Raw genomic sequence first — 26,165 nt, forward strand, 5'->3', positions numbered from 1 at the left:
GAATGGAGCATTACATGAAACATCCTGTTTTACTTATCGGCGCGCTAGCCGCGACACTACTAACGGCCGCGCCGGTTTCGGCCACCGTTATCGCCACCAGCGTAGTAAAATTCAGCCAGGGCGAGAATATTAACGTTTCAGCCGGCGATACCTTTACCGTGGACCTAATCGGTGAAAACTTTCCGGATGGCCCCGACGGCGCGGCGTTTTCCTTGTCTTGGAATCCTGGTGTATTGAGTTATGTGGGCACTGCAATTGCCAATCCGCCGTGGGATGCAAGTTTTATCAGCGACGGCAACGCCGGCACTGGTCTCATCGACTACGTCTTTCTGGGCAAGAGTGTAGGAAATGCCGGTACTAATTTTGCTTTGGCGTCTTTCACTTTCAACGTGGTGGGTAACCAAGGTGAATCCAGTGCGCTGAGTTTGAACATTGACTCCTTCAATGTTGGTTTCGTCAGCCCGGGTGCGCTGCCGATCAATACCAGCTTTATCGGCAGTCAAGTTCAGGTTGTGCCTGTTCCGGCCGCAGTTTGGATGTTTGCTACCGGCTTGGCTGGGCTGATGGGCTCCAGCAATCTGCGCAAGAAACAGGGTTTAACCGTATAAATCTATTTCCCCCGGCCAGCTGAGCCGGGGCATTTCCAAGCACCGTTACTCTACTAACCGCAAGACTTGCGGGTTTCTTAATGGCAGAGTAGTCGCCAACTGAGGCAGTAAAATCACACTGCATTGATTTGCACAACCCCCTTTTTTGAGTTGGTCGTAGCGGGTTGCGTAACCCTAGCGCGGCATGAATGAACCAAGCAAGGCCGGAGACGATAATGCAGCGCGGCGCTATATGTTAAAAAAGGCGGTTTGGCATTTTGGATTATTACCCAGCCCTTCAATATCGTCGCTCCCGCGCAGGCGAGAGTCCAGTTGCTACAATGGATTCGCTGCGCGGTCTAACGGCTCCCGCTTTTGCGGGAATGATGGCTATAGGGAGTTTAAGGGCCGAGTTAATAATGAGCGATGACATGCGCAGGTATTGCCGTTTGCCGGGAGAACAGTGAATGAACGCATCAATAACTACGCCATGTATTGCCGCTGACCAAGGCGGCGGTTGAAATGGATGGGCAAGCTCAATGAAACCGCAAATCAGCATCATCATGCCGGTGATCAACGAAGCGGCGCAGCTTGCGGACAAATTGCAAGCCTTGAAGGCACTGAGATCGCGCTGCGAATTATTGGTGGTCGATGGCGGCAGTCGTGATGCCAGCCCGCTTATAGCGAAGCCTTTGGTCGATCAGATTTTGCCCAGTCAGCCTGGCCGGGCCAGGCAGATGAACCTGGGGGCGCAACAAGCCCAAGCCGACGTGTTGCTGTTTTTGCATGCCGATACCCGGCTGCCGGATCAGGCTATCGCTTTAATTTTGTCTGCGGTCGCGCAAGGCTGGTCGTGGGGGCGTTTTGATGTGCAATTCGACAGCCCAAAAGCCATTTTTAAATTGATCGCCGGCATGATGAACGCGCGCTCCCGCTTGACCGGTATTGCTACCGGCGATCAGGCCATCTTCATTACTCGTCAGGCATTTCGAGCCGTGGGCGGTTTTCCGGAGATTGCCTTGATGGAAGATATTGCCATCAGTGCGGCGCTGAACAAGCTAGGTAAACCTTGCTGTTTAAGGGCTAGGGTCGTTACTGCCGCGCGGCGTTGGCAAGAACACGGTATCCTCAGAACGATCTTATTGATGTGGTGTTTGCGGCTGCGGTATTTTTTCGGAGCCCATCCGGATGAACTGGCAGCGCGGTATTATCGGAGGCAGTGATGGAAGCAATGGTGCGCTTGGGCGTGTTTTTGGGGATATTTTTGCTAATGGCGGCTTGGGAGTGGCTGCGGCCCAAGCGGCGATTGGCGGCAACGCGCCGCCGCCGTTGGCCGGTCAATTTGGGTTTGGCGATTCTGAATGTCGGTGTGATGCGGCTCAGCATCGGTGCCGCGGCTTGGCTGGCGGCGAACTGGGCTGCCGAGCAACAAATCGGCGTATTCAATTTGCTGTCGGTGCCGAATTGGCTGTCGATAACGCTGAGCCTGTTGCTGCTGGATCTTGCCATTTACGCCCAACATATCGCCGCCCATCGCTGGCGCTGGTTTTGGCGGCTGCATCAGGTACACCATAGCGATATGGATTTCGATACGACGACTGCCGTGCGCTTTCATCCCCTGGAAATCATGCTGTCCATGCTTTACAAGGTCGCGCTGGTGCTGTTACTCGGGGTCGATCCGCTCGCGGTGATCGCTTTTGAAGTGATATTGAACGGTTGCGCGTTATTCAATCACGGTAATGTCGGCTTGCCGCCTGCGCTGGAGCGCGGCTTGCGCTTTTTGATAGTGACACCAGACATGCATCGCATTCATCACTCCGCGTTTCAATCGGAAACCGACAGCAACTACGGCTTCTCGCTGTCATGCTGGGATAGATTGTTCAAAACCTATTGTCCACAAGCGCGCGAAGCACAGACTGCCATGATGATAGGTTTGTCCTAGTATCGCGATAGTGCGCAGTTGGGCTTTGTCGGCCTGTTGGCGCTGCCGTTTCGCCGTCTACGCAGTCGATAAGCCCAGTTAAACCGGCTTGCGGTTTGGCTTATTGGGTTGTTTCCTGTTAGCGATTAATCAATGTGTTTTTAGTGTCATTGTTAATTAATGTCGGCGGGCATATAGTCTAAATGCCTTAATTACTTCGGGAAGCGACCATGAAACGCTTACATAAAGACATTTTGACCGGGCTGGTGTTTGTGACCGGCGTTATCGAGTTTATTTCTGGCGATTTTATTGTTTCCTCGGCCTTGTTCGCGGCGACTACTTTTGCCAGTACTATGGGTTCGAGCCGCAAAAAACCGTAGGACTGGATTGTTCTGCGGCGTGAGATGTATTGATAAATGCTTTCAGCGTTAGGTTTTCTGGGTAAGATTGGATTATCCGCGCCGCTTGCATAAGCAATGTTTTACAATATTGCGATGCAATTAAACTTTGACCGGCTACGGTAAATGGCTGACGCGAAAACTTATCTGAATGTACCCTATGCCGAAAAGGATGCGGCGAAAGCGCTTGGCGCCAGGTGGGATGCGGCTGTCAAGAAATGGTATGTCCCCGCCAATAAAGACGTGGCGCTGTTTGCCAAATGGCAGATGGAGTCCGAGATTGGACAATTGCCCGGCGGCGAGGCGAAAAGTTCAAAAGCCGACAGTGTCGTCGGCGGTACAACCCGGTCAAGCGATAAAAACTTTGTAGCCTATGACGGAGACGAGCCGCCATGGGATTGAACCAAGCGGTGCGCGGTTTGAGCTTATGCGCCCGTTAAAATACCTGGCCGGCTATGCGCCTGCCATCACCGCGCAAGTGCATGCGCTGATCGACAGCGACAAACTGCCCGAGCTACTGCTGAAAAAATATCCCCGGCCGCATGATATAAAGACCGACAAGGCGCTTTATGTCTACACGATGGATCTTAAAAATCAATTTCTGCGGCAATCCAACCCTCTCAGCAAAGTCGTTTACGACGACAAAATCGATGTATTGCATCAGGCCTTGGGCTTGCATTCGGTGGTATCGCGGGTGCAGGGCGGCAATTTAAAGTCAAAAAATGAAATTCGCATTGGCGCGATCTTTAAGCTGGCGCCGCCGGAGTTCTTGCAGATGATCGTCGTTCATGAGCTCGCGCATCTACGTGAAAAGCAGCATAACAAGGCGTTTTACAAATTATGCGAATACATGGCGCCGGACTATCACCAATGGGAGTTCGACATGCGGCTTTATCTGACCTGTCTGGATTTGGGTCGGGCGATTTATTGAGTCGATCCAAGTGCCGCGGGCGAAGGATTCACGGCCGTGCTTCGCGAATGAATGGTTGTGTGCAGCCATCAAGCAGCGATATTTCTTAATTTTGCCTGGCTATAGTGGCACTATTGCGTCAGAATTTACTTACTTTTATACAGACATTTTTATGGGAGAAACAGCATGCGCGTAGCAGAGTTAATGACCACCAAGGTATTTACCGTCGAACCTCACGATCTGATCGATCGCGTGTTCTTTTTGATCCATTACGAGAAAATCCGCCACTTGCCTGTGGTTGAAAAAGGCAAATTGGTCGGTATCGTTTCCGACCGGGATTTATATAAAGCCCTGGGCCCCAAAAGTAATTCCAATGCGGTGGAAGCTAGTAAAGACAGCACCCAATTGCATGTGGTCACGCAAAAAGTCGTGCATATCATGCATCGCGGCGTTTATACCGTTACCCCGGAAACGCCAGCGTCCGAAGCGGCGGCGATGATGGCGGAACACCGCGTCGGCGCGCTGCCGGTGGTGGAAAAAGACAAACTGGTAGGCATATTGTCCGCTACCGATATTTTAAGAGTGTTTGCCAAGTTGGAACGCGCGCACGAAAAGCTGGAACAACAGATCAAGGAAGGCGCGGCGCACGGCTAAGGTCGGATGGGTTTACGGCGTAAACCGTCTGAAAGCAAATGGGGCGATGCTTATTGTTTCGCCCCGGGCCAAAGCCTCAACCGGTAATCGCGGCTCTTTTATCCACTAAGTAAATCCAGTCGTCTTGTTCTTTGACTTTCAGCGCGGTCAGTTTTTTGCCCAGGCAAATTTCGCTTAAAGACTCGCCGCTGATCGGGTCATAGCAAATACTGTGCATGGAACACTGCAAATAGCGTCCCGATTCGTCGAAAATGTTGCTGTTCTCACAATCCAATGCCCTAGGCATGTGGACGCATTGGTTTAGATAAGCGTATACCTCGCCTTGGAAACGCACCAGAACCGCAGAGCGGGGCGAGCCTCGATAGAGCAGTTCAAACGGAAATTTGCCGAGCTCGGGAACTTGTTGAGCAGGGCAGATGGCAAATGGGTGTTTCACCGACATGGTTGTTTATCCTCCCCCACGATTGCCAGCAAACCTTGGGCCACAATGCTGTATTTTTTCGATGGATTTTCGGCAATTGAGCAAGCGGACGGCGTTACTCGGCAAATCAAACTGACAGCGGATAACTAGCAGTCTTTACCTTCAGTGTTCGCTTGGCTGTCCAGCTCCTGCTGTTCATTGCGAATCAGCCAGTCCAGCACCAAGGCATAGCTGGTGGCCAGCAGGGTCGGGCCGATAAATACGCCGATAAAGCCAAATGCTAACAGCCCGCCGAAGATGCCGAACACGATCAACACGAACGGCAATTCCACTTCCCGGCTGATCAAAATCGGCCGTAGCCAGTTGTCGATGGTGCCGACGAATAACAAAAACCACAATGCGATAAAAACCGCCCAGCCGGTTTCGCCTTCTGCCAGCAGCCACAAGGCAATCGGCAGCCAGATCACCGTGCCGGCCGCTGGAATGATCATCAAAAAGAAGGCGATGACGCCTAACACAAAGGCGTAAGGCACGCCGGCAATCACAAAGCCCAGGATGGAAGCCAGTGCTTGTACCAGCGCGGTGCCGAGGATGCCGTATACCACTGCGCGCAGACTGGAGCGGACGATATGCAGGATGCGTTGGGTGCGCTCGCCGGCCAGGCGTTCGACGCCAATCACGACATGCTGAGCAACATGCTCGCCGTCGCGATAGAAAAAAAACAGCACCAAAATAGCCAGGCCCATATGCATCAGTTCGCCGGCCAAGCCAATGCCTTGTTGCAGCAACCAGCTACTGGCGCCCAGCGCATATTGCCGGGCCAGATTGACGAGGCGGCTGGAGTCTTCGCCGACACTTTGCCAGGCGGCAACAGCGTTGTCGCCGACTACCGGCAACGATTGCAACCAAGCCGGAGGTTCCGGCCACACATGCCGGCTTTGATTCAGCCATTGCAGCAAGTGGTTTATGTCTTCCGTAAATGTCAGCGTGGCGGCGACGAACGGCGTCAGCAGTAATATGCCTATCGGCAGGACCATGGCGGTGGCGGCCCAGTTGGCGGTCAGCTTCCAATCGCGCAAACGCAAATACAGCGGCCAGGTGACAAAACACAGAATCGCCGCCCACAACAAATCGAAAATAAACGGTTTTAATACCTGATAACAGGCAAATAGCAGCAGGCACAAGGCCGCCAGACTGGCGATTTTTTCGTAACGGGAAATCTGGATAGGCATGATCGAGTAGGCGGCAGCTAACTGAATTGGAATCAATATCCGGAGTTTACGGCATTATCGGTTAAGCCGGTATGACAGCCGTTGAATTAAACAATGCTTGCTTGTCCGGCGGCGCTTTACATAGAATGCGGTAGCCTTTATCTGGAGCCGCACTGTGAGCCAAGCCCGAGAGTTTATTCCGATTAATATCGCCGTATTGACTGTCTCCGATACTCGTACCGAATTAGACGACGTATCCGGGCAAACCTTGGTCACCGGTTTGACTGCGGCCGGGCATAACTTGATCGACAAAAAAATCGTTCCCGATGATATTTACCAAATCCGCGCCGCCGTCAGTCAATGGATCGCCGATCCGCAGGTCAATGCGGTTATCACCACCGGCGGCACCGGCGTGACGGGGCGCGATGGTACCCCGGAAGCGATTCAACCGCTGTTGGATAAAGTATTGGATGGCTTTGGCGAAGTGTTTCGGACGATTTCCTACCAGGACATCAAAAGCTCGACGATGCAATCGCGGGCTATCGCCGGCGTGGCCAACGCCACTTATATTTTCTGCGTGCCCGGTTCGTCCGGTGCTTGCCGGACTGCCTGGGATTCCTTAATCAAGGAACAATTGGATTACCGCACCCGGCCGTGTAATCTGGTGCAACTGATGCCGCGCCTGCTGGAGAAATAATGCGTCCGCCTTTTTTGTTTCTGGCCGCGGTTGGCGGTTTTATCGGCGTAGCGATGGGCGCATTCGGCGCGCATGGCTTGAAGCATTTATTATCCGAGCATCTGCTGGATGTTTACAAAACCGCGGTAAGCTACCAGATGTGGCATGTGTTGGTTCTGGCTTTGATCGCAGTGTTACCGGAACATAAATTGCTGCGCTGGGCCGGCTGGTGTTTGGTGGCGGGCGTTGTGCTGTTTTCCGGCAGTCTATACTTACTGGCGATATTGAATATCGGTTGGCTGGGTATGATCACGCCGTTGGGCGGCCTGGCTTTTTTAGCCGCATGGGCCTTGTTGGCTTATGTGGCTTGGCAGAAAAACCAGGAGTTGTAGATGGACAGTAAACCGCCCGTTCGACCTTCCGTGCCGCCACCGGCATCTTCCCGGCCCAGCGCTAACCGCAATTTGCGCGAGGAAGGCCACGAAGTAAAAGTACCGCCGATTCCGGAAGATGCCATGCTCAAAGTCCTGCACGCGGTCATTCATTTCGCGGTCAGAATATTGGCGGTGCTGATGGTGTTGGTTATCTTGTGGGGCGTGGCTGATGTGGGTTATGTGATGTACCAACGGGTGGTCGCGGCGCCGTTTTTGATGCTGACGGTGTCCGACATACTGGTGATTTTTGGGTCATTCATGGCGGTGTTGATCGCGATAGAGATATTTATCAACATCACGCTGTACATCAAACACGACACGCTACCGATTAAAATGGTCATAGCCACTGCCTTGATGGCCGTGGCCCGAAAAGTGATCATGCTGGATTTCAAGGATTTGGATCCGGCTTACATTACGGCCATTGCCGCGGTCATCGTGGCGCTGGGCCTTACTTACTGGCTGATTTCCTATAAACCGCCACAACCTGTCAAACAAGACGAGCGATAAATGATGCGCGATGCAAGCCCGCAAACTGTTTTCCTGAAAGACTATACCCCGCCCGAATATCTGATCGAACAGATTGAACTGAATTTCGACCTGGACGAGCAACACACGCAGGTCCGCTCAACCTTGAGTTTACGCCGCAATCCGCAAAGCCAAGACAGCAGTACCGCATTAACCTTGCTCGGCGAGGAATTGCAGTTGGTGAGTATCGCGATAGACGGCCAGGCACTGGAACAGAGCCAGTATTTGCTGGGCGAGGAAGCCTTGGTCGTGCATGAAGTGCCGCAGGATAGGCCGTTTCAGATCGTCATCGAAAATGTCATCAATCCGCAAGCCAATACCGCGCTGGAAGGTTTGTATTTATCCAGCAGCATGCTTTGCACGCAGTGCGAGGCACAGGGCTTTCGGAAAATCACCTGGTTTTTGGACCGGCCGGATGTGATGAGCCGTTTTAAAACCACCTTGACTGGCGATAAGAGCAAATATCCGGTCTTGCTGTCCAACGGCAATAAGGTCGGGCAGGGTGATTTGGAAAACAACCGGCATTGGGTGAGTTGGGAAGATCCCTTCGCCAAGCCTTGTTATTTGTTTGCCCTGGTGGCCGGGCAACTGGAATGCGTGGCCGACGAGTTCATCACCATGACCGGTCGGCGGATCGCGTTGGAAATATTCGTCGAGCAGCACAATGTCGACAAATGCGACCACGCCATGCAGTCTTTAAAAAACGCCATGCGTTGGGATGAAGAAACTTACGGTTTGGAATACGACCTGGATTTGTACATGATCGTTGCGGTCGACCATTTCAATATGGGCGCGATGGAAAACAAAGGCTTGAACGTATTCAACACCAAATTCGTGCTGGCCCGGCCCGACACCGCCACCGACAGCGATTACGAGCACATCGAAGGCGTGATCGGTCACGAGTATTTCCATAACTGGTCCGGTAACCGCGTTACTTGCCGCGACTGGTTTCAGTTAAGTTTGAAAGAAGGCTTTACTGTGTTCCGCGACCAGCAATTCAGCGGCGACCGCACGTCGCCGGCGGTAAAACGCATCGAAGACGTCAACGCTTTGCGCACCCGGCAGTTTGCCGAAGATGCCGGCCCGTTGGCGCATCCGATTCGTCCGGAAGCCTATATCGAAATCAACAATTTCTACACGCTAACCGTCTATGAAAAAGGTGCGGAAGTAGTGCGGATGCTGCACACCTTGCTGGGCGCGGCTGGTTTCAGGAAGGGCTGTGATTTATATTTCCAGCGCCACGACGGCCAGGCGGTGACTTGCGAGGATTTCGTCAAGGCTTTGGAAGACGCCAATGGCGTGGAGTTGAAGCAGTTCAGACTTTGGTATTCGCAAGCCGGTACGCCGGTGTTGACGGTGAGCCAGCAATACGATTCCGAATCTCAACAACTGCATTTGACCATTCAACAAAATTGTCCGCCTACGCCTAATCAACCGGTGAAAGCGCCGCTACATATCCCGGTAAAACTGGGTTTGCTGGCTGCCGACGGTTCGGCTGCGCAGATTCATTACAACGGTTCCAGTCAGGCGGAAATTACCTTAAATGTTACGGAAGCGGAGCAAACTTTTAGCTTTGATAAGTTATCTCAGCAGCCGGTCGTGTCACTATTAAGAGGTTTTTCCGCGCCTGTTACCTTGAAGATTGAGCGTAGCCTGGAAGAATTGGCGTTTTTGCTGCGGCACGACAGCGATACATTTAACCGCTGGGAAGCGGGACAGCAACTGGCCGTGCAGGTAATTTTCAAGCTGATCGATGCGATAGAATTGGGCCGGCCTTTGCAACTGGAGCCGGTTATCGTCGATGCCTATCGCAGCGTGTTGACCGATAGCGGCGGTGATTTGTCTTATCAAGCGTTGTTGCTGGCGCTGCCGGAAGAAAGTTATTTATCCGGGCAAATGGCTGTTATTGATGTTGAAGCTATCCATCAAGCCCGCGAGTTTGTCAAAAAGACCTTGGCAGACCAATTGCAAGCCGAGTTTAAGCAGTTGTACCAGCAACATCACCGCGACGAATCCGGTAGTTTCGATGCCGGTGCGGTCGGGCGGCGGCGCTTGAAAAATGCCTGCTTGAGCTATTTGAGCAAGCTGGAAAATCAGGATGTTTATCATATCGCCGAGCAGCAGTTTTATAGCGCCCGGAATATGACCGATCAGTTGGCGGCGTTGTCGGTCATCGTCAACAGTAACCATCCGGCCAAGGCCAGAAGTCTGGATAGTTTTTACGTGCAATGGCGGCAGGAAGCGCTGGTGATAGACAAATGGTTTACCTTGCAAGCCACAAGCAGCATGCCCAATACCTTTGCTACTGTGCAGGCCTTGATGAAGCATCCGGCTTTCGATATGAAAACGCCCAACCGCGTGCGCTCATTGATTGGTGCCTTCAGCCAGGCCAATCCACTGCATTTCCATGCCATAAACGGCGAGGGCTACCGCTTCCTGGCCGACCAAGTGTTGGCGCTGAATACCCTCAATCCGCAAATCGCCTCGCGGATGGTCACCGGGCTGGCGCAATGGCGGCGTTATGATGCAGCCCGGCAGGGCTTGATGAAACAGCAATTACAGCGTATCGTCGCTACCGAGCATCTGTCCAAGGATGTCTATGAGATCGCCAGCAAGAGTTTGGCGTAGTTGTCACAATCACGTAAACTAGCGCCGAAATAAGCCATCCGCATCAAGCATGAACCCACGCACCGCCCAGGTTGAGCGCAATACGCTCGAAACCCAGATCAAAGTTTCCATTAATCTCGACGGTAACGGCTCGGCTTCGTTTACCACCGGTTTGCCGTTTTTGGACCACATGCTGGATCAGATAGCCCGGCACGGCTTGATAGACATAGAGGTTGTCTCGCACGGCGACCTGCACATTGATGCCCATCACAGCGTGGAAGACATCGGCATTACGCTCGGTCAAGCCTTTGCCAAAGCGCTGGGCGATAAAAAAGGCATTTACCGTTACGGCCACGCTTATTGCCCGTTGGATGAATCGTTATCGCGGGTGGTGGTGGATTTCTCCGGCCGTCCGGGCTTGTTCTATCAAGTGGAATTCAAACGCGCGTTCATCGGTAATTTCGACGTGGATTTGTTTAAAGAGTTTTTTCAAGGTTTTGTGAATCATGCCGGCGTGACCTTGCATATCGATAATATCAAGGGCGGCAATGCGCATCATATTGCCGAAACCGTATTCAAGGCATTCGGCCGGGCCGTGCGGATGGCAATCAGCCATGACGAGCGGATGGCCGGTATCATGCCTTCCACTAAAGGCAGTCTATAATTCCCCCATTTTTCGCCTAGAAACCCCGACCTTGTATCTCTAGTTTTATGTCATCAGTAGCCGTTATCGATTACGGAATGGGAAATCTGCATTCCATTGCCAAAGCGCTTCAACATGCCGATAGCCGGGTAAACGTACAAATAACCGCCGAAGCCTCGTTGATCCGCGCGGCGGATCGCGTGGTATTTCCGGGGGTCGGCGCGATACGCGATTGTATGCAAGCCTTGAACGAGAGTGGTTTGGCGGATGTGATCCGTGAAGTAGCGCAAAGCAAGCCTTTTCTGGGCATCTGCCTGGGGATGCAGGCCTTGCTGACCGACAGCGAGGAAAACGACGGCATCGCCTGTCTGAATATATTCCCCGGCCATGCCCGCCGTTTTGCCGATCACATGTTGGATGCCAACGGCAATGTTCTGAAAATTCCGCATATGGGCTGGAATCAGGTCAAACAACATCCGCATCCGCTCTGGCGCGACATTCCGGATCGTAGTCGCTTTTATTTTGTACACAGCTATTATGCGGCGCCGGACGATTCGCGCCACAGCGCCGCAACGGCCGATTATCCGCAAGCCTTTACCTGCGCACTGGCAAAAGAGAATATGTTTGCCGTGCAATTTCATCCCGAAAAAAGCCAGACTGTAGGATTGCAGCTATTGCAAAACTTCCTGGCTTGGGATGGGACCGCGTAACTCCCCAACCCTTAGATGTTGGCTTTACTAACCTTTAGATTTAGTGTTTTAACTGTCGAGATTTAAATATGTTGCTGATACCCGCAATTGACTTGAAGGAAGGAAAATGTGTCCGTTTGCGCCAGGGTCGTATGGAAGACGATACCGTATTCTCGGACGATCCGGTGGCTGTGGCCGGGCGCTGGGTTGAAGCAGGGGCGAAGAGATTGCATCTGGTCGATCTGGACGGCGCCTTCGCTGGTAAACCGAAAAATGCCCAGGTTATTAACGCCATCGTCCAGGCTTATCCCGATGTGCCGGTGCAAATCGGCGGCGGTATCCGAGATGAAGACACCATCCAGGCGTATCTGGAAGCCGGTGTGCAATATGTGATTATCGGCACCAAGGCCGTCAGCGAACCGCATTTCGTGCGCGACGTGTCGATTGAGTTTCCCGGCCATATCATCATCGGTCTGGATGCCAGAGACGGCAAAGTAGCAATCGACGGCTGGTCGAAACTGTCCCGCCACGATGTCATCGATCTAGCACAAAAATTTGAGTCCAACGGCGTTGCCGCCATTATCTACACTGATATTTCCCGCGACGGCATGATGCAGGGCGTCAATGTCGAAGCCACTGCAAAATTGGCGCGCTCGGTGCACATTCCGGTCATCGCCTCCGGCGGTATCACTAATTTGGACGACATTCGTGCGCTGGGCGAGGTGGCCCACGAAGGCATTATGGGTGCCATCACCGGTCGGGCTATTTACGAAGGGACGCTGGATTTTGCCGAAGGCGAAAAGCTCGCCGAGTCTTTCGGTGGAGCAGATGTCTGAGCTAATGCTGCTAAATCGTAAACCATGAGCCTAGCCAAACGTATTATTCCCTGCCTGGATGTCGATAACGGCCGCGTCGTTAAAGGCGTAAAGTTCGTCGATATTCGTGATGCCGGCGATCCGGTCGAGATTGCCCGCCGCTACGATAGGGAAGGCGCGGACGAAATCACCTTCCTGGACATCACCGCCACTCACGACAACCGCGACACCATCGTCCATGTGGTCGAACAAGTGGCCAGCGAAGTATTTATCCCGCTGACCGTGGGCGGCGGCATCCGGGTGTTGGAAGACATCCGCCGCATGCTCAACGCCGGCGCGGACAAAGTGGGCATCAACAGCGCTGCGGTATTCAGGCCCGTGTTTGTTAAGGAAGCGGCTGAAAAGTTTGGTTCGCAATGTATCGTGGTGGCTATCGACGCCAAAAAAGTCAGCCAGGAAGGCGAGGAAAACCGCTGGGAGATATTTACCCACGGCGGCCGCAAACCGACCGGCATTAATGCCGTCGAATGGGCCGTCAGAATGAAAGACTACGGTGCCGGCGAAATTCTGCTAACCAGCATGGACCGCGACGGTACCAAATCCGGCTTTGACTTGGCTTTGACCCGTGCGATCAGCGAAGCGGTCAGCATCCCGGTCATCGCTTCCGGCGGTGTCGGCAATCTGGACCATCTAGCCGACGGCATTACCCAAGGTAAAGCCGACGCAGTGTTGGCCGCCAGCATTTTCCACTTTGCCGAATATACGATAGAGCAGGCCAAGAAACATATGCAATCCAGAGGCATAGAGGTGCGTTTATGAGCTTGGCTTGGTTGGAGGAAATCCAGTGGACCGAAGACGGCCTGTTGCCGGTCATCGCCCAGCTGCATGACAGCGGCCGCGTGGTGATGTTTGCCTGGATGAATCGCGAGTCACTGGCCTTGACGGTTGCCGAAGGTTATGCGGTATATTGGTCCCGCTCGCGCAACCGTTTGTGGCGCAAGGGCGAGGAGTCCGGGCATAGGCAAAAAGTCATCGACATGCAATTGGATTGCGATGCTGATGTAATATTGCTTAAAATTGAACAGGAAGGCGGCATCGCCTGCCACACCGGTCGGGAAAGCTGTTTTTACCGCAGCCTGAAAGATGGTGCATGGCAAGCCACCGAGCCGGTACTCAAAGACCCCAAAGCCATCTACAAATAGACAATCACACGCCGGCATAGCTCAGCAGGTAGAGCAGCGCACTCGTAACGCGAAGGTCGTAGGTTCGATTCCTATTGCCGGCACCATTTAAATCAACACTCTATCCTTTTTAGACATTTGCAAAAGTTGCTTCGTTATACTCGCGCGCGGGATGTCGGGGAGTTTGATAGCGCGTGCAAAGATGCGGATGGTCTATAGACTTATACCGTTTTGGCCGGCCAGTTTTGGTTAGTTCCGACCCTATAGGCCGCAACCGCTAATTTTAAGCGCCGTCCGGACGCTTTAAATCCTGACTTTTTATCCGAAGGTATTCAAATCCTTTCCTTGCACTTTACAGAGACAACACATTTTGAGTTTAAATAGTTACCAGTCGGTTGATCGCGAACAATTAGCCAAAGACATCAGCCAAATTCACAAACAAGCGTTAGCCGATATTGGTCCTGCCGATTTCGAACATTTAAAAAAAGTCGAACGTTGGGGCAAGGTTTGCTCTCTCGTGGGTTACGCGACCGCCTGGATTTTTCCCAACCCGATTTCCGCGTTGTTGATCAGTCAGGGTAGTTTTTCCCGCTGGACCGGGGTAGGCCACCCCATCGTGCATAAAGCCTTCGATAAAATGCGGGATGTGGACAAAAACTACACCAGCAAGAAGTTTGCAAAGGGCTGGCGGCGGTTTTTGGATTGGCCGGATTGGATGACCCCGGCCGGTTGGCATCACGAACACGATTTATTGCATCATTACAACCTGGGTGAGGAGACCGATCCCAACAATGCCCAGCACAATATGGAATGGTTGCGGCAATCCAAACTGCCGATGTGGCAACGCTATGCCATCGTGGCGTTGTTTTCCGGTATCTGGAAAATCATTTATTACACCCCGCGCACGCATAAAGAATTGGTTTTAAATGCCGCCCGCCTGCAAGGTAAACCCAAGCCCGAGACCACACGTATCGGTGCCTGGAGCTTGTTTACCCCGCAAGGTAAGGCGCTATGGCTGCAAAGCGTATTGCCTTATAGCGCGTATCGTTTTGTATTAATACCGCTGCTATTCTTACCGCTGGGCGGGTTTGCCGCTGTCAGTGTATTGATCAATTCGATTCTGGCGGAAATTTTCACCAATATGCATAGCTTTCTGGTGATGATCCCCAATCATGCCGGCGATGACGTGATGATGTTCGATGAAAAATCGCATAGTAAAGGCGAGTTTTATCTGCGGCAGATTTTGGGTTCGGTCAATTATCCAACCGGGTCTAATTTCAATGACTTTTTCTACGGTTGGTTGAATTATCAAATTGAGCACCATTTATGGCCGGATTTGCCGCTAAGCCAATACCAAAAATTGCAGCCGCAAGTGAAAGCGCTGTGCGAGAAACATAATATTCCTTACTGCCAGGAATCGGTGTTTAAGCGCATGCTGAAAGCCGCGGATATTATGGTAGGCAAAACCTCAATGCTGAAGCCGGCGACTGTTTAATACGTCCAGCGCGAGTTGTTCAAATAACCCACTGAATCAAACTTTATGTTTTAGGCGAAGAGTCTATGCGATTCTGGGTGACTGGCGATGCGCGCTAATTTATGTCAATGCAGTTAATCTGCCCACAAACGAGTGTAATCAACGAAAATACTATGAGCGACATCAGAGATACCAAGCCCGAACCCATCGCAGCAAAACCAAACTGGAATTACGACTCGTACTTTCTAGCCCAGCTTGAACGGATAAATCAGCAGACCGCTATTAAGAAGTCGAAAAAGCGCGTTGTCGATGCCGCCCCGAAAGACGACAACGACACTGTGGACGAGCAGAATAAATAGTTAACCCGGGTAAACCGTGCAACGCGGTTTAGTCGTGTTACGCCGCCTTTTGGCGGAGGACTGCCAGCGGTTTTGTGGTAAACGCATTCAGGCAAGGTTCCACCTGATTTTTCTGGACCTGCCGTGTCGTTGAAAGCAGCGATAAACTTGGCGAGAGGGTGCGTTCGCTATTTGCCGGGATTGGTTTAGTTACTGGCGTACAGTGTAAGCACTGTGGCTGGTCAGGTTCGTAAAGCGTTGCATCTCTATCGTCAAGGCGACTAACGAAACGGCATAAAAATGTGCGCACGGACTACACATTTTTCCATATCGCAGTAATATCGTCACTTAAAGAGTCTGTCGGAGCGCAAAATGTACTGCCCAAACTGTGGAAAACAAAATCCTGACAATGCAAATTTCTGCCTTGAGTGTGGCGCAGCCATGCAAGCGAATAACGGCTATCGCGGGCCAGTGGCTAACGGACGGAATATGACGTTTACCGAAGCGGTGTCCGGCTGTTTTGCAAAGGCATTTGTTTTTACAGGTAGAGCCTCGAGAGCCGAATACTGGTGGTTCGCGCTTTTCACACTATTGGTGTCGATGATAGCGGGGATCATCGATCAATCGTCCTACGGCGAGCCGGCAACCGTCACGGCGATCACCAATTTGGTAATTCTATTTCCGTCGCTGGCTGTTAATATCCGCCGATTACACGATACCGGGCATAGCGGCTGGTGGTATCTGATTATTCTGACCATCATCGGCATCATTCCGTATTTCATTTGGATGGTGTCAAAAGGCGATGACCGTGCAAACGAGTATGGGGCGCCGCCTGTTTAATCCCCTTCATTTTAAATTTCGTCGATCAGTCAATTAGCCGGGATGATGATCAATATTGTTTTGTCCGCATCGCTAATATTGAACATTATTTTGGTCGCGCTGCTGGTCTTCAAGGCCCGAAAAGTTCGACGCAAACATCAAAATCAAAAGCAGCCCACCCTTAGAACGCCTGCCAATGTAAGGACAATTTCCTGTCCATCCTGTGCGCAACACATTAAATTTACGTTACCCATCGAGGGTAACAAAGCGCGATGCCGAAAGTGCTATGCACAATTCAAATTGGATATCGACGAACATCGCAATGTGTATATAACCGAAATAAAACTGCCTGAAGACGATCAACACATCAAATCGTTAGCGGATTGTTATTTAATTCTCGGTCTAACTGCCGATGCCATACCGATAGACATCAAAGCAGCATACAAAAAGAAAATTTCCGAATACCACCCGGACCGAGTCGGCGTGTTTGGCGAAAAAATCAAACAACTCGCCGAGGAAGAAACTCGGCAGATCAACGCCGCCTACGCCATGCTGCAAGAGCAGGGCAGGGTGTGACATCGCCAAGTTGGTTTTAGGATGATTGGCGCTGACAACGGCTAAACGATTTTAACCGGCCATCGATTTTTAACATTGGCGTGTAAACATCACCAGCGGCGTAGCACTTAACAAACGCCGAACTCTTGCTGTGCCGGGTCGATTCAGCATTGATGAATACCTGCAAACGACTACACTACCTGGCGGCGTAGCATATCTGTCAGATATGGATTTCAATCAAATCAAGGACTGAGCGTGACAGCATCGTATTTCCAATATTGGGGTAAAGCCAAGCCAGAATCCGATGACGGTCCGGCTTATCATTTATTGCCTTACCATTGTTTGGATGTGGCGGCGGTAGGATCGCTCTGGCTTGCTCCGAATACAGCGGTTTGTAAGCAACTAGCAATGCGCCTGCAAGTCGAGCCGGAATGGCTGCAACGTTGGTTTACCTTTTGTCTTGTCCTGCACGATCTAGGCAAATTTGCTCGTGCGTTCCAAGGTTTGCGAACGGATTTGTCGGACGGTTTGGTCAAGCCGAATCCCAGAATGACTTATTCGGAACGTCACGATAGTCTGGGATTTGCGTTGTGGCGGGACGTGTTGCAAGAAAAATTGGCGCAGCACCTTCAGCCGGTTCAGGCTACTTGTATCAACAAAATCGATCCCTGGCTGGAAATCGTCACCGGCCACCACGGCATGCCGCCGAAATTGGATAGCTTTCGGCTTGGTAATTTCTTCGAGGCCGACGACGAGCAGGCAGCGTTCGTCTTCGTGCAGCATTTGCTGGATTGCTTTCTGGCTGATTTCGACTTTCAGCCCCTAGCGGACAAGAACCTTTATAAACGCCTGAAGCCGTTGTCCTGGCAATTCGCCGGTATAGCCGTGTTGGCCGACTGGTTGGGTTCGAATCAGGAGCATTTCACTTATTGCGCCAAGCCGATGCCGCTTACCGAATATTGGCAAAACTTTGCGTTACCCAAGGCCAAACAAGCGCTTGCCGGTTTGCCTAAACCGCCTGTAGCCGGAAAATTCGAAGCCGTGCAAACCCTGTTTCCCTTTATCCAGCAGCCTACGCCGTTACAACGATACGCTGCCGAAGAGCCGTTGGCCGATCAACCGCAGTTCTTCATCCTCGAAGACGTCACCGGTGCCGGCAAAACCGAAGCTGCGTTGATTTTGACGCAACGCTTGATTGCAAAAGGTTTGGCTGACGGTCTGTACATCGGCTTGCCGACCATGGCGACCGCCAACGCCATGTACCAGCGCTTGGGTAAGGTCTACCGCAGCTTTTATGAAGTCGGCGAACAGCCATCGTTGGTACTGGCGCATGGTGCTCGGGAATTGTCGCAAGCCTTTCGTGATTCGGTGCTACTGGCCGAGCAAGCAAATCTAGATACCGATTATCAGAACGGCCGACTCGAGGAAGATCAGGAACTGAGCGCTACCGCTTACTGCAACGCCTGGCTGGCGGACAGTCGCAAAAAAGCCTTACTGGCGGATGTCGGCGTCGGCACGCTCGACCAAGCTTTATTGGCGGTGTTGCCGGCGCGGCATCAATCCTTGCGTTTACTGGGTTTGGGGCGCAAGGTGTTATTGGTGGACGAGGTCCACGCCTACGACAGCTATATGCGAGAACTACTTTCGGCATTATTGGAAGCCCATGCCCGCCAGGGTGGCAGCGCGATTCTGTTGTCGGCCACCTTGCCGCAAACCATGCGCGAAACTCTAACCGCGGCTTTTCATCGCGGACTCGGATTGGAAGCGCCGAATTTGGCCTATCCGGCGGCTTACCCGTTGGCGACTCACACGCCGGCACAAAACCTGGAAAAGCCCATCGATACCCGCGCCGAAGTCAAACGCACGGTTCACGTTCAACGCCTCGACAGCGAAGAACAAATCATTGCCAAAATTCGCCAAAGCGCCGAGCAAGGCCTCTGCGTTTGTTGGATACGCAATACCGTCAAATCGGCTCGGCAGGCTTATCAAACATTGCTCAGTCAAGGCGTTGCCGCCGAACGCTTGAGTTTGTTCCATAGCCGTTTTGCGATGATAGACCGGCAAGTCATCGAAAACCGCACCTTGCAAACCTTCGGCGAACAATCAGGGCATGACCAGCGCAACGGCCAAATCCTGATTGCCACCCAGGTAGTCGAACAATCCTTGGACTTGGATTTCGATGTACTGATCAGCGACTTGGCACCCATCGATTTACTGATTCAACGCGCCGGCCGTTTGTGCCGCCATGTCCGCGATGCGTTAGGCAACCGTTTGTGTGAACAAGGCGCGGAAGATCGCCGCGGCGCACCGGTGTTTTACCTGTATGCTCCGACGCCTTCGGACGATGCAAACGCCGCTTGGTTGAAGCCGGATCACGCCGGCACCCAGGCGGTTTACCCCCACGTTGGTCAGCTATGGCTGTCGGCTCGATTATTGGCAGATAAAGGTGGTTTCGCCATGCCGGACGATGCGCGGGAATTGATTGAAGGCGTGTATGCCGATGAAGCGCAGGCTCGCATACCGCTTGCATTGGAAGAAGCGTCGTTCGACGCGGAAGGTAAAACCATGGTGCAAAAAAGCATGGCAACGTTGAATGGGCTTGATCTGGGAAAGGGTTATACCCGGAAAAGCGGCGATTGGGATGAGGAAACCCGAATTCCCACACGTCTCACCGAAGAGGAAAGTATTTCGGTGGCGTTGGCTGTGCTGGTTGACGGTCAGCTTAAGCCTTACGCCGATGTCGAGCGTTACGCTTGGGCGTTGAGCACGATTAAGTTGCCGGAACGTGAATGGAAAAAAGTCAGTCTACAAATACCGGAAGATTTGAAACCGCAGATTGAAGCTTTGAAAAATGAACAAAAGGCGTTGCGTTGGTTGGAGGTGTTGCCGTTAGTGGATGGGCAAAGCCTGTATTCGGCGACGGACGGATTTGTCGGGGAAGTCCCCGCGGGTGCGGGGAACGAATGAGTTGCTTCACATAATGTAGTCAGCGAAGCGGTTCATCCCTAATTGGCTTAAGGAACGAGTGATAGTTTAAAGGTTGTGGATGTATATGTAAAACTTTAAGCTTCGTTGACTTCATTAAAATTGACATTGTTCAATTGTATCGCCTATGATTTCCCCGTCAGAATTTTTTGAGGGTCAGTCATGGGGCAGATCAAGGGTTTGATAGATGCGGTCAACGCTTTTGCGCCAAATCCGCTGGCGGTTATTTGTTTAGCTCTGGTACTTGCAATCATCTTGGCGTTGAAGATGTGATTGCAATATCCAGGCAGGTGTTTTTTGGAGAGAAGCATGAAATTAAAAGTCATCATTCACGAAGCCGAAGAAGGCGGTTACTGGGCTGAAGTGCCGTCGATTCCGGGCTGTGTAACCCAAGGCGAAAGCTTTGACGAGTTGCTAAGCAATATTTATGAAGCAGTGGAAGGGTGTTTATCGGTGGATATAGACGAGGCCAGCGTTGGCAGTAACGACCGAATCATGGAGATTGCCGTGTGAAGGCTATCAGCGGCAAGCGCATGTGCCGATTGCTGGAAATGCGCGGTTGGGAGCTAAAACGAATCAACGGCAGCCATCATATTTACGCCAACGCCGTTAGCACAATGAGGATTTCCGTGCCGGTGCATGGCGATAGCGCGTTAAAGATCGGTTTGCAAAAGCAGATAATGAAAATGGCCGACATAGGCGAAGCTGAGTTGTAATTTCAATTTCAAGCAGGGAGACAAGATGAATTTAATAACGGATCGCTGGATACCGGTCATTCGCCAAAACGGCTTACACGATTTGATCGTGCCCTGGCAAATCGCCGAAACCGAAAACCCGGTGGTCGAAATCAACGCGCCGAGGCCGGATTTTCAGGGTGCACTTTATCAATTCCTGATTGGTCTGCTGCAAACCGGATTCGCGCCGGAAGACGAAGAGCAATGGTTGGAGTATTGGGACGAGGCGCCGGATTCAAATGAATTGCAAGCCCGTTTTTCCCAATTGGCACCGGCGTTCGAATTGATCAGCGACGATGGCCCGGCATTTTTACAGGATTTGGCACTGCCGGATGGCGAAGCCAAGCCTATCGCGGCGTTGCTGATCGAAGCGCCCGGCGGTAAAACCCTGAAAGACAATCTTGACCACTTCATCAAACGCGGTTTGGCGAACCAACTATGCCCAAGTTGCGCGGCCAGCGCATTATTTACCTTGCAAACCAATGCACCATCCGGTGGCGTTGGGCATCGGGTCGGATTACGCGGTGGTGGACCGTTGACGACCTTGGTGCTTCCCAAAGCCACCCAAACCGCGTTGTGGCAAAAGCTTTGGTTGAATGTGTTCAACCAGGAAGACCTGCAACCCTTAGATAACCTGGAAGCCGCCGTTATGCCCTGGTTGGGCAAAACCCGCACTTCCGAAAAAGGCCAGATCACCACGCCGGCAGATGTTCATCCGTTGCATGCTTATTGGGGAATGCCGCGCCGGATTCGCTTGAGCGAAACGCCCGAGCCGGGCGTTTGCGACTTATGCGGATGCCATGCCGAATCGTTGTTTCGCGAATACCGCACCAAAAACTATGGCACCAATTACGATGGCGCTTGGCAACATCCGTTAACGCCTTACCGCCACGATCCAAAAAAGGTCAATCCACCGCTGTCTTTGAAAGGCCAGCAAGGTGGCTTGGGTTATCGGCATTGGTTGGGATTGGCGTTACAGGACGATAGCAATGGCGACAAAGCCGCTCAGATTGTTCGGCACTACAACCAGGAGCGTGGACGGATGCTGGCCGACCGGGGCGGAGCGGCATTGTGGTGCTTCGGTTATGACATGGACAACATGAAGGCGCGTTGCTGGTACGAAGCGAGGTTTCCGGTGTTTTATCTGTCCGTGCAACAGCAACACCAGCTTATCGGTTGGGCTGGCGAGTTGATCGATGCGGCACGGGAAACGGTGAAGATCCTGCGCAGCGAAGTCAAAATCGCCTGGTTCCGCCGTCCGGAAGATGCCAAAGGCGATATGAGCCAAATCGATACGCAATTTTGGCAAGCCAGCGAAGCCGAGTTTTTTCGTTTGTTGGATCGCTTGGCTACTTTGTCGGCCGGCGGTGGTATGGCACCGGCTGAAATTTACGCCGATTGGTTTGCAGTGTTGAAATCGAAAATGACCGGGGTTTTTGAAGTCGCGACTTTAAGCTCCACGCCGGAAGATCTCGATTTAAAACGTATTATCAAAGCCCGTAAATCAATGCTGGATCGGTTTCGTAACAACAAAATTATCAAAGAACTAAAAGCTAAAGCCCAATCGGAGGAAGTAGCCAAATGAGCGAATTCGAAACTATGGAAAAACGGTTACAAGCCTGGCACCGTTGGTTGGACGATAATCGTGGTGACCGCGCCCGGTTGCGCCGAGCCGAAAGCCCGGAGGACATTTTACTGACAGATGCATTTTTTCACTTTTTGGAATGGCTGAAACCTTTTCAAGAATGGTCGGAAAAGACGCCAATGTTGGCCAAGGCTTGCATTGCCGGAGCCCTGGCGCACGTCAAAATCGATAAACAAATGCCAAGTCGCATTTACCACAGCAAAAGCAAAGACGATGTCCCCACCAAAATTGCCAGTTTTGCAGAGCAATTGGCTACGCCGCTAGAGGGTAAAAGTAAAGCGCCTATGAGCGAGCTGCGTTTTCAACAATTGCAAAAAAGCCCGACTGTTGACGATTTTTACCGCCGAATCATCCGCGCTATTCGATTGTTAGATGGCAACGTCAATATTGTGTCGTTAGCTAAAGATATTGCACATTGGCATCGGGAATTCGAACAACCGTTAGGACGACACCCCGCCAAACGCCTAGCCGTGAGCTGGGCTACCGATTATTTCTCAGTGCCAACCCCAAAAAACTAACCTCAAGGAGAGACTTAAATGAGCCGTTTCATTCAATTGCATTTGTTGACCGCTTACCCGCCCGCCAACCTGAACCGCGACGATCAAGGTAGCCCCAAAACCGCGAAGATGGGCGGCTACGACCGCTTGCGGGTATCGTCGCAATGCCTGAAAAGAACCTGGAGAACTTCGGACTTGTTCCAGGCGGCGGTTGGCAGCCATTTGGGTACGCGCACCAAGTTGCTCGGCCTGGAGATATACAACAAATTGCTGGCAGGCGGCGTTAAAGAAAAAGACGCCAAGGAATGGACCAAGTCCATCGCCGGCGTATTCGGCGCCTTGAAAAAAGCCGACAAGAACGACCCTCTGGCCGAAATGGAAATCGAGCAGTTGGTGCACGTTAGCCCCGCCGAGCGGGCAGCATTGGATGCGCTGGCCGCCAAACTGGTCGCCGAACAGCGAGCGCCGGAAAAAGACGAATTGAATTTGCTGCGAGTCAAGGAACAGGCGGTGGACATTGCCTTGTTCGGCCGCATGCTGGCTTCCAGCCCGGCTTTTAACATCGAAGCCGCCTGCCAAGTAGCCCATGCCATCAGCGTGCATCCGGTGGTGATCGAAGACGATTATTTCACCGCTGTCGATGACCTCAATATCGGCGAGGATGACATGGGCGCCGCCCACATCGGCGAAACCCGCTTCGCCGCAGGTTTGTTTTACGCCTACATCTGCATCAACCGCGAGTTGCTGATTAAAAATCTGGACGGCAACGCCGAGCTTGCTAATAAAGCCATTCGCGCCTTGACCGAAGCCGCCGTCAAAGTCGCGCCGGAAGGCAAGCAAAACAGCTTCGCGTCCAGGGCTTATGCGTCGTTCGTGTTGGCGGAAAAGGGCGACCAGCAGCCGCGTTCGTTGTCGGTGGCTTATTTGAAACCCGTTGGCCGCGAAGCTGACGATTATGCTATTCAGGCCATTTCGGCGTTGAAAGCGCAGAACGAGAGCTTTGACGAAGTTTACGGCGCTTGCGCGGATAGCCGTTACGAACTGAATGCCTTACCGTCGCAACGCCAAGGTACTTTGGCCGGCTTGCTCGACTTCGTCGCTCAATAGGAGCCGGTCATGGACCTATTGTTATTCCGTTTATACGGGCCGATGGCGAGTTGGGGTGAAATCGCCGTTGGCGAAAGCCGGCATAGCGCCAATTATCCGAGCAAGTCGGCGATATTGGGATTGGTCGGCGCGGCGCTGGGTATAGAGCGAAGCGACGAAGCGCAACAAGCCAGTTTGCAGAATGGTTACCAAGTGGCCGTCGAAGTGTTCAGCACCGGCCAATTGCTGCGCGATTACCATACTGCGCAAGTGCCGGACTCGGCCGGCAAGTTTGTTTACCGTACCCGCCGCGACGAATTGGTGTTGGGCAAGGAGCGCTTGGGCACGATATTGTCCAGCCGCGAATACCGTAGCGATGCCCTGGCCGTCGTGGCTTTGCGCGCTTTACCGGATGCGCCGTTCAGTCTGATACAAATCGAGGAAAAACTGCGCAAGCCGGTGTTCCATTTGTATTTGGGGCGCAAATCTTGTCCGCTGGCCGCGCCGTTGCATCCGCAATTGCTGACCGAGCAAGCCGATCTGTTGTCGGCGTTCAAAGCCTATCTGCATAAACCGTTATTGCCGCACAAGGAGGCAGATGGCGCACTGGGCCAACCCGATAAGCAAGATGCTTATTGGCTGAATGCCGGTGGTGAGCGCCATTATTACTGGGAAGGCGAGCCTGATGACTTTGCCAAAGACATCGATTTGCAGCTCCGGCAAACCCGCGTTCGCCACGATCAACCCTTATCGCGCAAACGGTGGCAATTCGCGCCGCGTCAGGAACATTATTTTTATCAGGGAGGCGAGTGATGTATTTTTCCAGGGTCAGGATACGGCCGGATATTTACAAATCGTCGCAGTTGGCGAGGGTATTGGAAGGCAACGTTTACGGTTGTCATCAATTGTTATGGGATTTGTTCCCGGAACAGGACAAACGGACTTTTCTCTATCGCGAAGAAATTGCCCGCGAACAGATTGGTCCGTCGCCGGCGGTACGCGGCGAGCCCTTGTATTACGTCGTTTCGCAAAATAAGCCTATTGAGCTTGAAGGATCGTTGTTCAAGGTCGAGAGTAAAGAATACGACCCACGATTGGCGAACGGCCTATGCCTGCAATTCGATTGCCGGGTCAACCCAGTGGTCAGTCGGCAAGGCAAAAAGCATGATGTGGCGATGGATGCGCAATTGCAGTTTTTGGCGTCGTTGATCAAATCGCATGGCCTGGATGTTTCTTTGCCCGCCAAAACCGATAAAGGTATTTACAAAAGGCTGTTACTGGAAAAGGGCGGGGCGGCGTTGGAGGCTGAATTATCCGAATTATTGGCTGGGGATCGTTACTACGCCGAGCGTTTGGGGCAAATTTCCGGCTTGGCTGATAAGTTGGAATGGGCGATCAAAGCCTGCGTCGATCAGGCACTGACTAGTTGGATGATCAAGCAAGGCGAGCGTTGCGGATTTACGTTACTGAGCGGCGATGACGGTTTACCCAAGTTGCAAAACAGCACTTACGCATGGCACGGCTTGCAGCAAAAGGCTGTCAAAAAAGGCGAAAAATCCGGCTTTAGCTCGGTCGATTTCACCGGCGAACTGCAAATCACCGACGCCGAAAAATTTCGCCAAACCCTGTTCACCGGCCTGGGCCGGGCCAAGGCATTTGGTTGTGGTTTGCTGATGGTGCGGCGGTTATAATTCGGACTTAATTCAGTCTGAATTTATTTCATTGCGAGCAAAACCAAATGAAACTATCCGAAAACATAAAACCCATCAGTTACTTAAAAGCCAACGCCGCTGAGGTGATCGAAAAATTAAAAACCGATCACCAGCCTATGGTCATCACCCAAAACGGCGAGGCGGCGATGGTGGTACAGTCGGTAGCCGATTACGAGCAAACTCAGGAAACCCTGGCCTTGCTGAAAATGTTGGCGCAAAGTCAGCAAGCGCTAGCGGAAGGCAAAACGGTGTCCAGCGCAGAGGCGTTTAGTCGTTTACGCGAACGGCGCGGCTTGGCATGAGTGTCCCGGTACGACTGACCGAACCGGCCTTGGCCGATTTGCTGGCTATCAATGATTATTTCCTAGTGGAAGTCAGTGATAAGGTGGCAGCAAAAATCATCGATGCCCTCGAAACAGCCGTCAATAGCCTCGCGGATTTGAACGAGCGTGGAACCGTACCTAAAGAGTTACTGGGTTTGGGCATACGCCAATATCGACAAATCATCGTAAAACCCTATCGCATCATCTATCAACGCATGCCTGAACAAGTGGTCGTCCATGCCATTCTGGATGGGCGCCGCGATATGCAAACACTGTTAACCCAGCGATTGATAGGCGCTCTCTAGCCGAACGATCCCCAAAATTA

Annotated in this window: 32 protein-coding genes, 1 tRNA gene and 1 pseudogene; 32 read left to right on the forward strand and 2 right to left on the reverse strand. The window is 52.3% G+C overall.

Translation table 11 applies throughout. The annotated features are described in order from the left end of the window. Window positions 1–14 precede the first annotated feature (14 nt). The 7 genes from JL719_RS02180 to JL719_RS02210 all read left to right on the forward strand — a co-directional run bounded on the left by JL719_RS02180 (window position 15) and on the right by JL719_RS02210 (window position 4,470). Window positions 15–608, forward strand: a complete 594-nt coding sequence (locus tag JL719_RS02180; RefSeq protein ID WP_033158573.1) for a cohesin domain-containing protein — start codon at window positions 15–17, stop codon at window positions 606–608. A gap of 518 nt (window positions 609–1,126) precedes the next feature. After that, on the forward strand, window positions 1,127–1,810 hold the full coding sequence (locus JL719_RS02185; RefSeq protein ID WP_033158574.1) for a TIGR04283 family arsenosugar biosynthesis glycosyltransferase: 684 nt from the start codon (window positions 1,127–1,129) through the stop codon (window positions 1,808–1,810). Further along, complete coding sequence (locus tag JL719_RS02190) at window positions 1,810–2,529, forward strand: sterol desaturase family protein (protein ID WP_225892981.1); 720 nt, start codon at window positions 1,810–1,812, stop codon at window positions 2,527–2,529. The genes JL719_RS02185 and JL719_RS02190 overlap by 1 nt, the downstream gene beginning before the upstream one ends. Before the next feature lie 209 nt (window positions 2,530–2,738). Further along, a complete protein-coding gene (locus JL719_RS02195) occupies window positions 2,739–2,888 on the forward strand; it encodes a hypothetical protein (protein WP_165385908.1) in 150 nt (49 codons plus the stop codon). Between the two features lie 144 nt (window positions 2,889–3,032). Further along, the gene (locus JL719_RS02200) at window positions 3,033–3,308 is read left to right on the forward strand and encodes a DUF5710 domain-containing protein (protein ID WP_033158575.1); all 276 of its coding nucleotides are present in this window, start codon (window positions 3,033–3,035) and stop codon (window positions 3,306–3,308) included. A gap of 25 nt (window positions 3,309–3,333) precedes the next feature. Then, on the forward strand, window positions 3,334–3,837 hold the full coding sequence (locus JL719_RS02205) for a YgjP-like metallopeptidase domain-containing protein (protein WP_033158576.1): 504 nt from the start codon (window positions 3,334–3,336) through the stop codon (window positions 3,835–3,837). 165 nt (window positions 3,838–4,002) lie between these two features. After that, a complete protein-coding gene (locus tag JL719_RS02210) occupies window positions 4,003–4,470 on the forward strand; it encodes a CBS domain-containing protein (protein ID WP_033158577.1) in 468 nt (155 codons plus the stop codon). A 76-nt stretch (window positions 4,471–4,546) separates the two neighbouring features. Here JL719_RS02210 and JL719_RS02215 read toward each other — a convergent pair whose 3' ends face one another. Further along, on the reverse strand, window positions 4,547–4,912 hold the full coding sequence (locus tag JL719_RS02215) for a Rieske (2Fe-2S) protein (protein WP_033158578.1): 366 nt from the start codon (window positions 4,910–4,912) through the stop codon (window positions 4,547–4,549). Window positions 4,913–5,037: 125 nt separating this feature from the next. Beyond that, on the reverse strand, window positions 5,038–6,123 hold the full coding sequence (locus tag JL719_RS02220; protein WP_033158579.1) for an AI-2E family transporter: 1,086 nt from the start codon (window positions 6,121–6,123) through the stop codon (window positions 5,038–5,040). 154 nt (window positions 6,124–6,277) lie between these two features. Between JL719_RS02220 and moaB the strand changes: the two genes are divergently transcribed. From moaB to JL719_RS02340, 25 genes and pseudogenes are all read left to right on the forward strand, one after another. Continuing rightward, a complete protein-coding gene (moaB, locus tag JL719_RS02225; protein WP_033158580.1) occupies window positions 6,278–6,799 on the forward strand; it encodes a molybdenum cofactor biosynthesis protein B in 522 nt (173 codons plus the stop codon). Further along, window positions 6,799–7,170: a DUF423 domain-containing protein gene (locus tag JL719_RS02230; protein WP_033158581.1), complete on the forward strand. Its 372-nt coding sequence runs from the start codon at window positions 6,799–6,801 to the stop codon at window positions 7,168–7,170. The genes moaB and JL719_RS02230 overlap by 1 nt, the downstream gene beginning before the upstream one ends. Continuing rightward, complete coding sequence (locus JL719_RS02235; protein WP_051670349.1) at window positions 7,171–7,719, forward strand: phosphate-starvation-inducible PsiE family protein; 549 nt, start codon at window positions 7,171–7,173, stop codon at window positions 7,717–7,719. Between the two features lie 3 nt (window positions 7,720–7,722). Beyond that, on the forward strand, window positions 7,723–10,365 hold the full coding sequence (pepN, locus tag JL719_RS02240) for an aminopeptidase N (protein WP_033158614.1): 2,643 nt from the start codon (window positions 7,723–7,725) through the stop codon (window positions 10,363–10,365). A 49-nt stretch (window positions 10,366–10,414) separates the two neighbouring features. Next, on the forward strand, window positions 10,415–11,008 hold the full coding sequence (gene hisB, locus JL719_RS02245) for an imidazoleglycerol-phosphate dehydratase HisB (protein WP_033158582.1): 594 nt from the start codon (window positions 10,415–10,417) through the stop codon (window positions 11,006–11,008). Between the two features lie 47 nt (window positions 11,009–11,055). Further along, window positions 11,056–11,697 (forward strand): imidazole glycerol phosphate synthase subunit HisH, encoded by a 642-nt coding sequence (gene hisH, locus JL719_RS02250; RefSeq protein WP_033158583.1) that lies wholly within the window; start codon window positions 11,056–11,058, stop codon window positions 11,695–11,697. Window positions 11,698–11,765: 68 nt separating this feature from the next. Then, on the forward strand, window positions 11,766–12,512 hold the full coding sequence (gene hisA / locus JL719_RS02255; protein WP_026147134.1) for a 1-(5-phosphoribosyl)-5-[(5-phosphoribosylamino)methylideneamino]imidazole-4-carboxamide isomerase: 747 nt from the start codon (window positions 11,766–11,768) through the stop codon (window positions 12,510–12,512). Between the two features lie 24 nt (window positions 12,513–12,536). Further along, complete coding sequence (gene hisF, locus JL719_RS02260) at window positions 12,537–13,310, forward strand: imidazole glycerol phosphate synthase subunit HisF (RefSeq protein WP_033158584.1); 774 nt, start codon at window positions 12,537–12,539, stop codon at window positions 13,308–13,310. Next, a complete protein-coding gene (gene hisI, locus JL719_RS02265; RefSeq protein WP_033158585.1) occupies window positions 13,307–13,693 on the forward strand; it encodes a phosphoribosyl-AMP cyclohydrolase in 387 nt (128 codons plus the stop codon). Before hisF ends, hisI begins: the two co-directional genes overlap by 4 nt. 10 nt (window positions 13,694–13,703) lie before the next feature. Further along, window positions 13,704–13,779: transfer RNA gene (locus JL719_RS02270), tRNA-Thr, on the forward strand. 263 nt (window positions 13,780–14,042) lie between these two features. Next, window positions 14,043–15,167 carry a fatty acid desaturase family protein gene (locus JL719_RS02275; protein ID WP_033158586.1) on the forward strand — a complete coding sequence of 375 codons (1,125 nt, stop codon included), beginning with the start codon at window positions 14,043–14,045 and terminating at the stop codon, window positions 15,165–15,167. A 152-nt stretch (window positions 15,168–15,319) separates the two neighbouring features. Beyond that, on the forward strand, window positions 15,320–15,505 hold the full coding sequence (locus JL719_RS02280) for a hypothetical protein (RefSeq protein ID WP_129871328.1): 186 nt from the start codon (window positions 15,320–15,322) through the stop codon (window positions 15,503–15,505). Window positions 15,506–15,856: 351 nt separating this feature from the next. Continuing rightward, window positions 15,857–15,919: pseudogene (locus tag JL719_RS24400) on the forward strand (zinc-ribbon domain-containing protein); the annotation flags it as partial. A 6-nt stretch (window positions 15,920–15,925) separates the two neighbouring features. Beyond that, window positions 15,926–16,324, forward strand: coding sequence for a DUF805 domain-containing protein (locus JL719_RS02285; protein WP_051670351.1), 399 nt, complete (start codon window positions 15,926–15,928; stop codon window positions 16,322–16,324). A gap of 279 nt (window positions 16,325–16,603) precedes the next feature. Next, window positions 16,604–16,879, forward strand: a complete 276-nt coding sequence (locus JL719_RS02290; RefSeq protein ID WP_165385909.1) for a J domain-containing protein — start codon at window positions 16,604–16,606, stop codon at window positions 16,877–16,879. A 234-nt stretch (window positions 16,880–17,113) separates the two neighbouring features. After that, entirely contained in the window at window positions 17,114–19,825 is a 2,712-nt protein-coding gene (gene cas3 / locus JL719_RS02295) for a CRISPR-associated helicase Cas3' (RefSeq protein WP_129871329.1), read from the forward strand. A 327-nt stretch (window positions 19,826–20,152) separates the two neighbouring features. After that, window positions 20,153–20,356 carry a type II toxin-antitoxin system HicB family antitoxin gene (locus tag JL719_RS02300; RefSeq protein WP_033158589.1) on the forward strand — a complete coding sequence of 68 codons (204 nt, stop codon included), beginning with the start codon at window positions 20,153–20,155 and terminating at the stop codon, window positions 20,354–20,356. Beyond that, window positions 20,353–20,559, forward strand: a complete 207-nt coding sequence (locus tag JL719_RS02305) for a type II toxin-antitoxin system HicA family toxin (RefSeq protein ID WP_033158590.1) — start codon at window positions 20,353–20,355, stop codon at window positions 20,557–20,559. The genes JL719_RS02300 and JL719_RS02305 overlap by 4 nt, the downstream gene beginning before the upstream one ends. A 25-nt stretch (window positions 20,560–20,584) precedes the next feature. Beyond that, window positions 20,585–22,162: a type I-E CRISPR-associated protein Cse1/CasA gene (gene casA / locus JL719_RS02310; RefSeq protein ID WP_033158591.1), complete on the forward strand. Its 1,578-nt coding sequence runs from the start codon at window positions 20,585–20,587 to the stop codon at window positions 22,160–22,162. After that, the gene (gene casB, locus JL719_RS02315) at window positions 22,159–22,740 is read left to right on the forward strand and encodes a type I-E CRISPR-associated protein Cse2/CasB (RefSeq protein ID WP_033158592.1); all 582 of its coding nucleotides are present in this window, start codon (window positions 22,159–22,161) and stop codon (window positions 22,738–22,740) included. Before casA ends, casB begins: the two co-directional genes overlap by 4 nt. Before the next feature lie 18 nt (window positions 22,741–22,758). After that, a complete protein-coding gene (gene cas7e, locus JL719_RS02320; protein ID WP_033158593.1) occupies window positions 22,759–23,826 on the forward strand; it encodes a type I-E CRISPR-associated protein Cas7/Cse4/CasC in 1,068 nt (355 codons plus the stop codon). 9 nt (window positions 23,827–23,835) lie between these two features. Further along, a complete protein-coding gene (gene cas5e, locus JL719_RS02325) occupies window positions 23,836–24,618 on the forward strand; it encodes a type I-E CRISPR-associated protein Cas5/CasD (RefSeq protein ID WP_033158594.1) in 783 nt (260 codons plus the stop codon). Then, a complete protein-coding gene (cas6e, locus tag JL719_RS02330; protein ID WP_033158595.1) occupies window positions 24,618–25,496 on the forward strand; it encodes a type I-E CRISPR-associated protein Cas6/Cse3/CasE in 879 nt (292 codons plus the stop codon). Before cas5e ends, cas6e begins: the two co-directional genes overlap by 1 nt. 47 nt (window positions 25,497–25,543) lie before the next feature. After that, entirely contained in the window at window positions 25,544–25,819 is a 276-nt protein-coding gene (locus JL719_RS02335) for a type II toxin-antitoxin system Phd/YefM family antitoxin (RefSeq protein ID WP_033158596.1), read from the forward strand. Further along, window positions 25,816–26,145, forward strand: a complete 330-nt coding sequence (locus JL719_RS02340; RefSeq protein ID WP_033158597.1) for a type II toxin-antitoxin system RelE/ParE family toxin — start codon at window positions 25,816–25,818, stop codon at window positions 26,143–26,145. Before JL719_RS02335 ends, JL719_RS02340 begins: the two co-directional genes overlap by 4 nt. Window positions 26,146–26,165 lie beyond the last annotated feature (20 nt).

Origin of the sequence: Methylomonas sp. LW13 (assembly GCF_016865255.1) — a bacterium.
Classification (GTDB): Bacteria; Pseudomonadota; Gammaproteobacteria; order Methylococcales; family Methylomonadaceae; genus Methylomonas.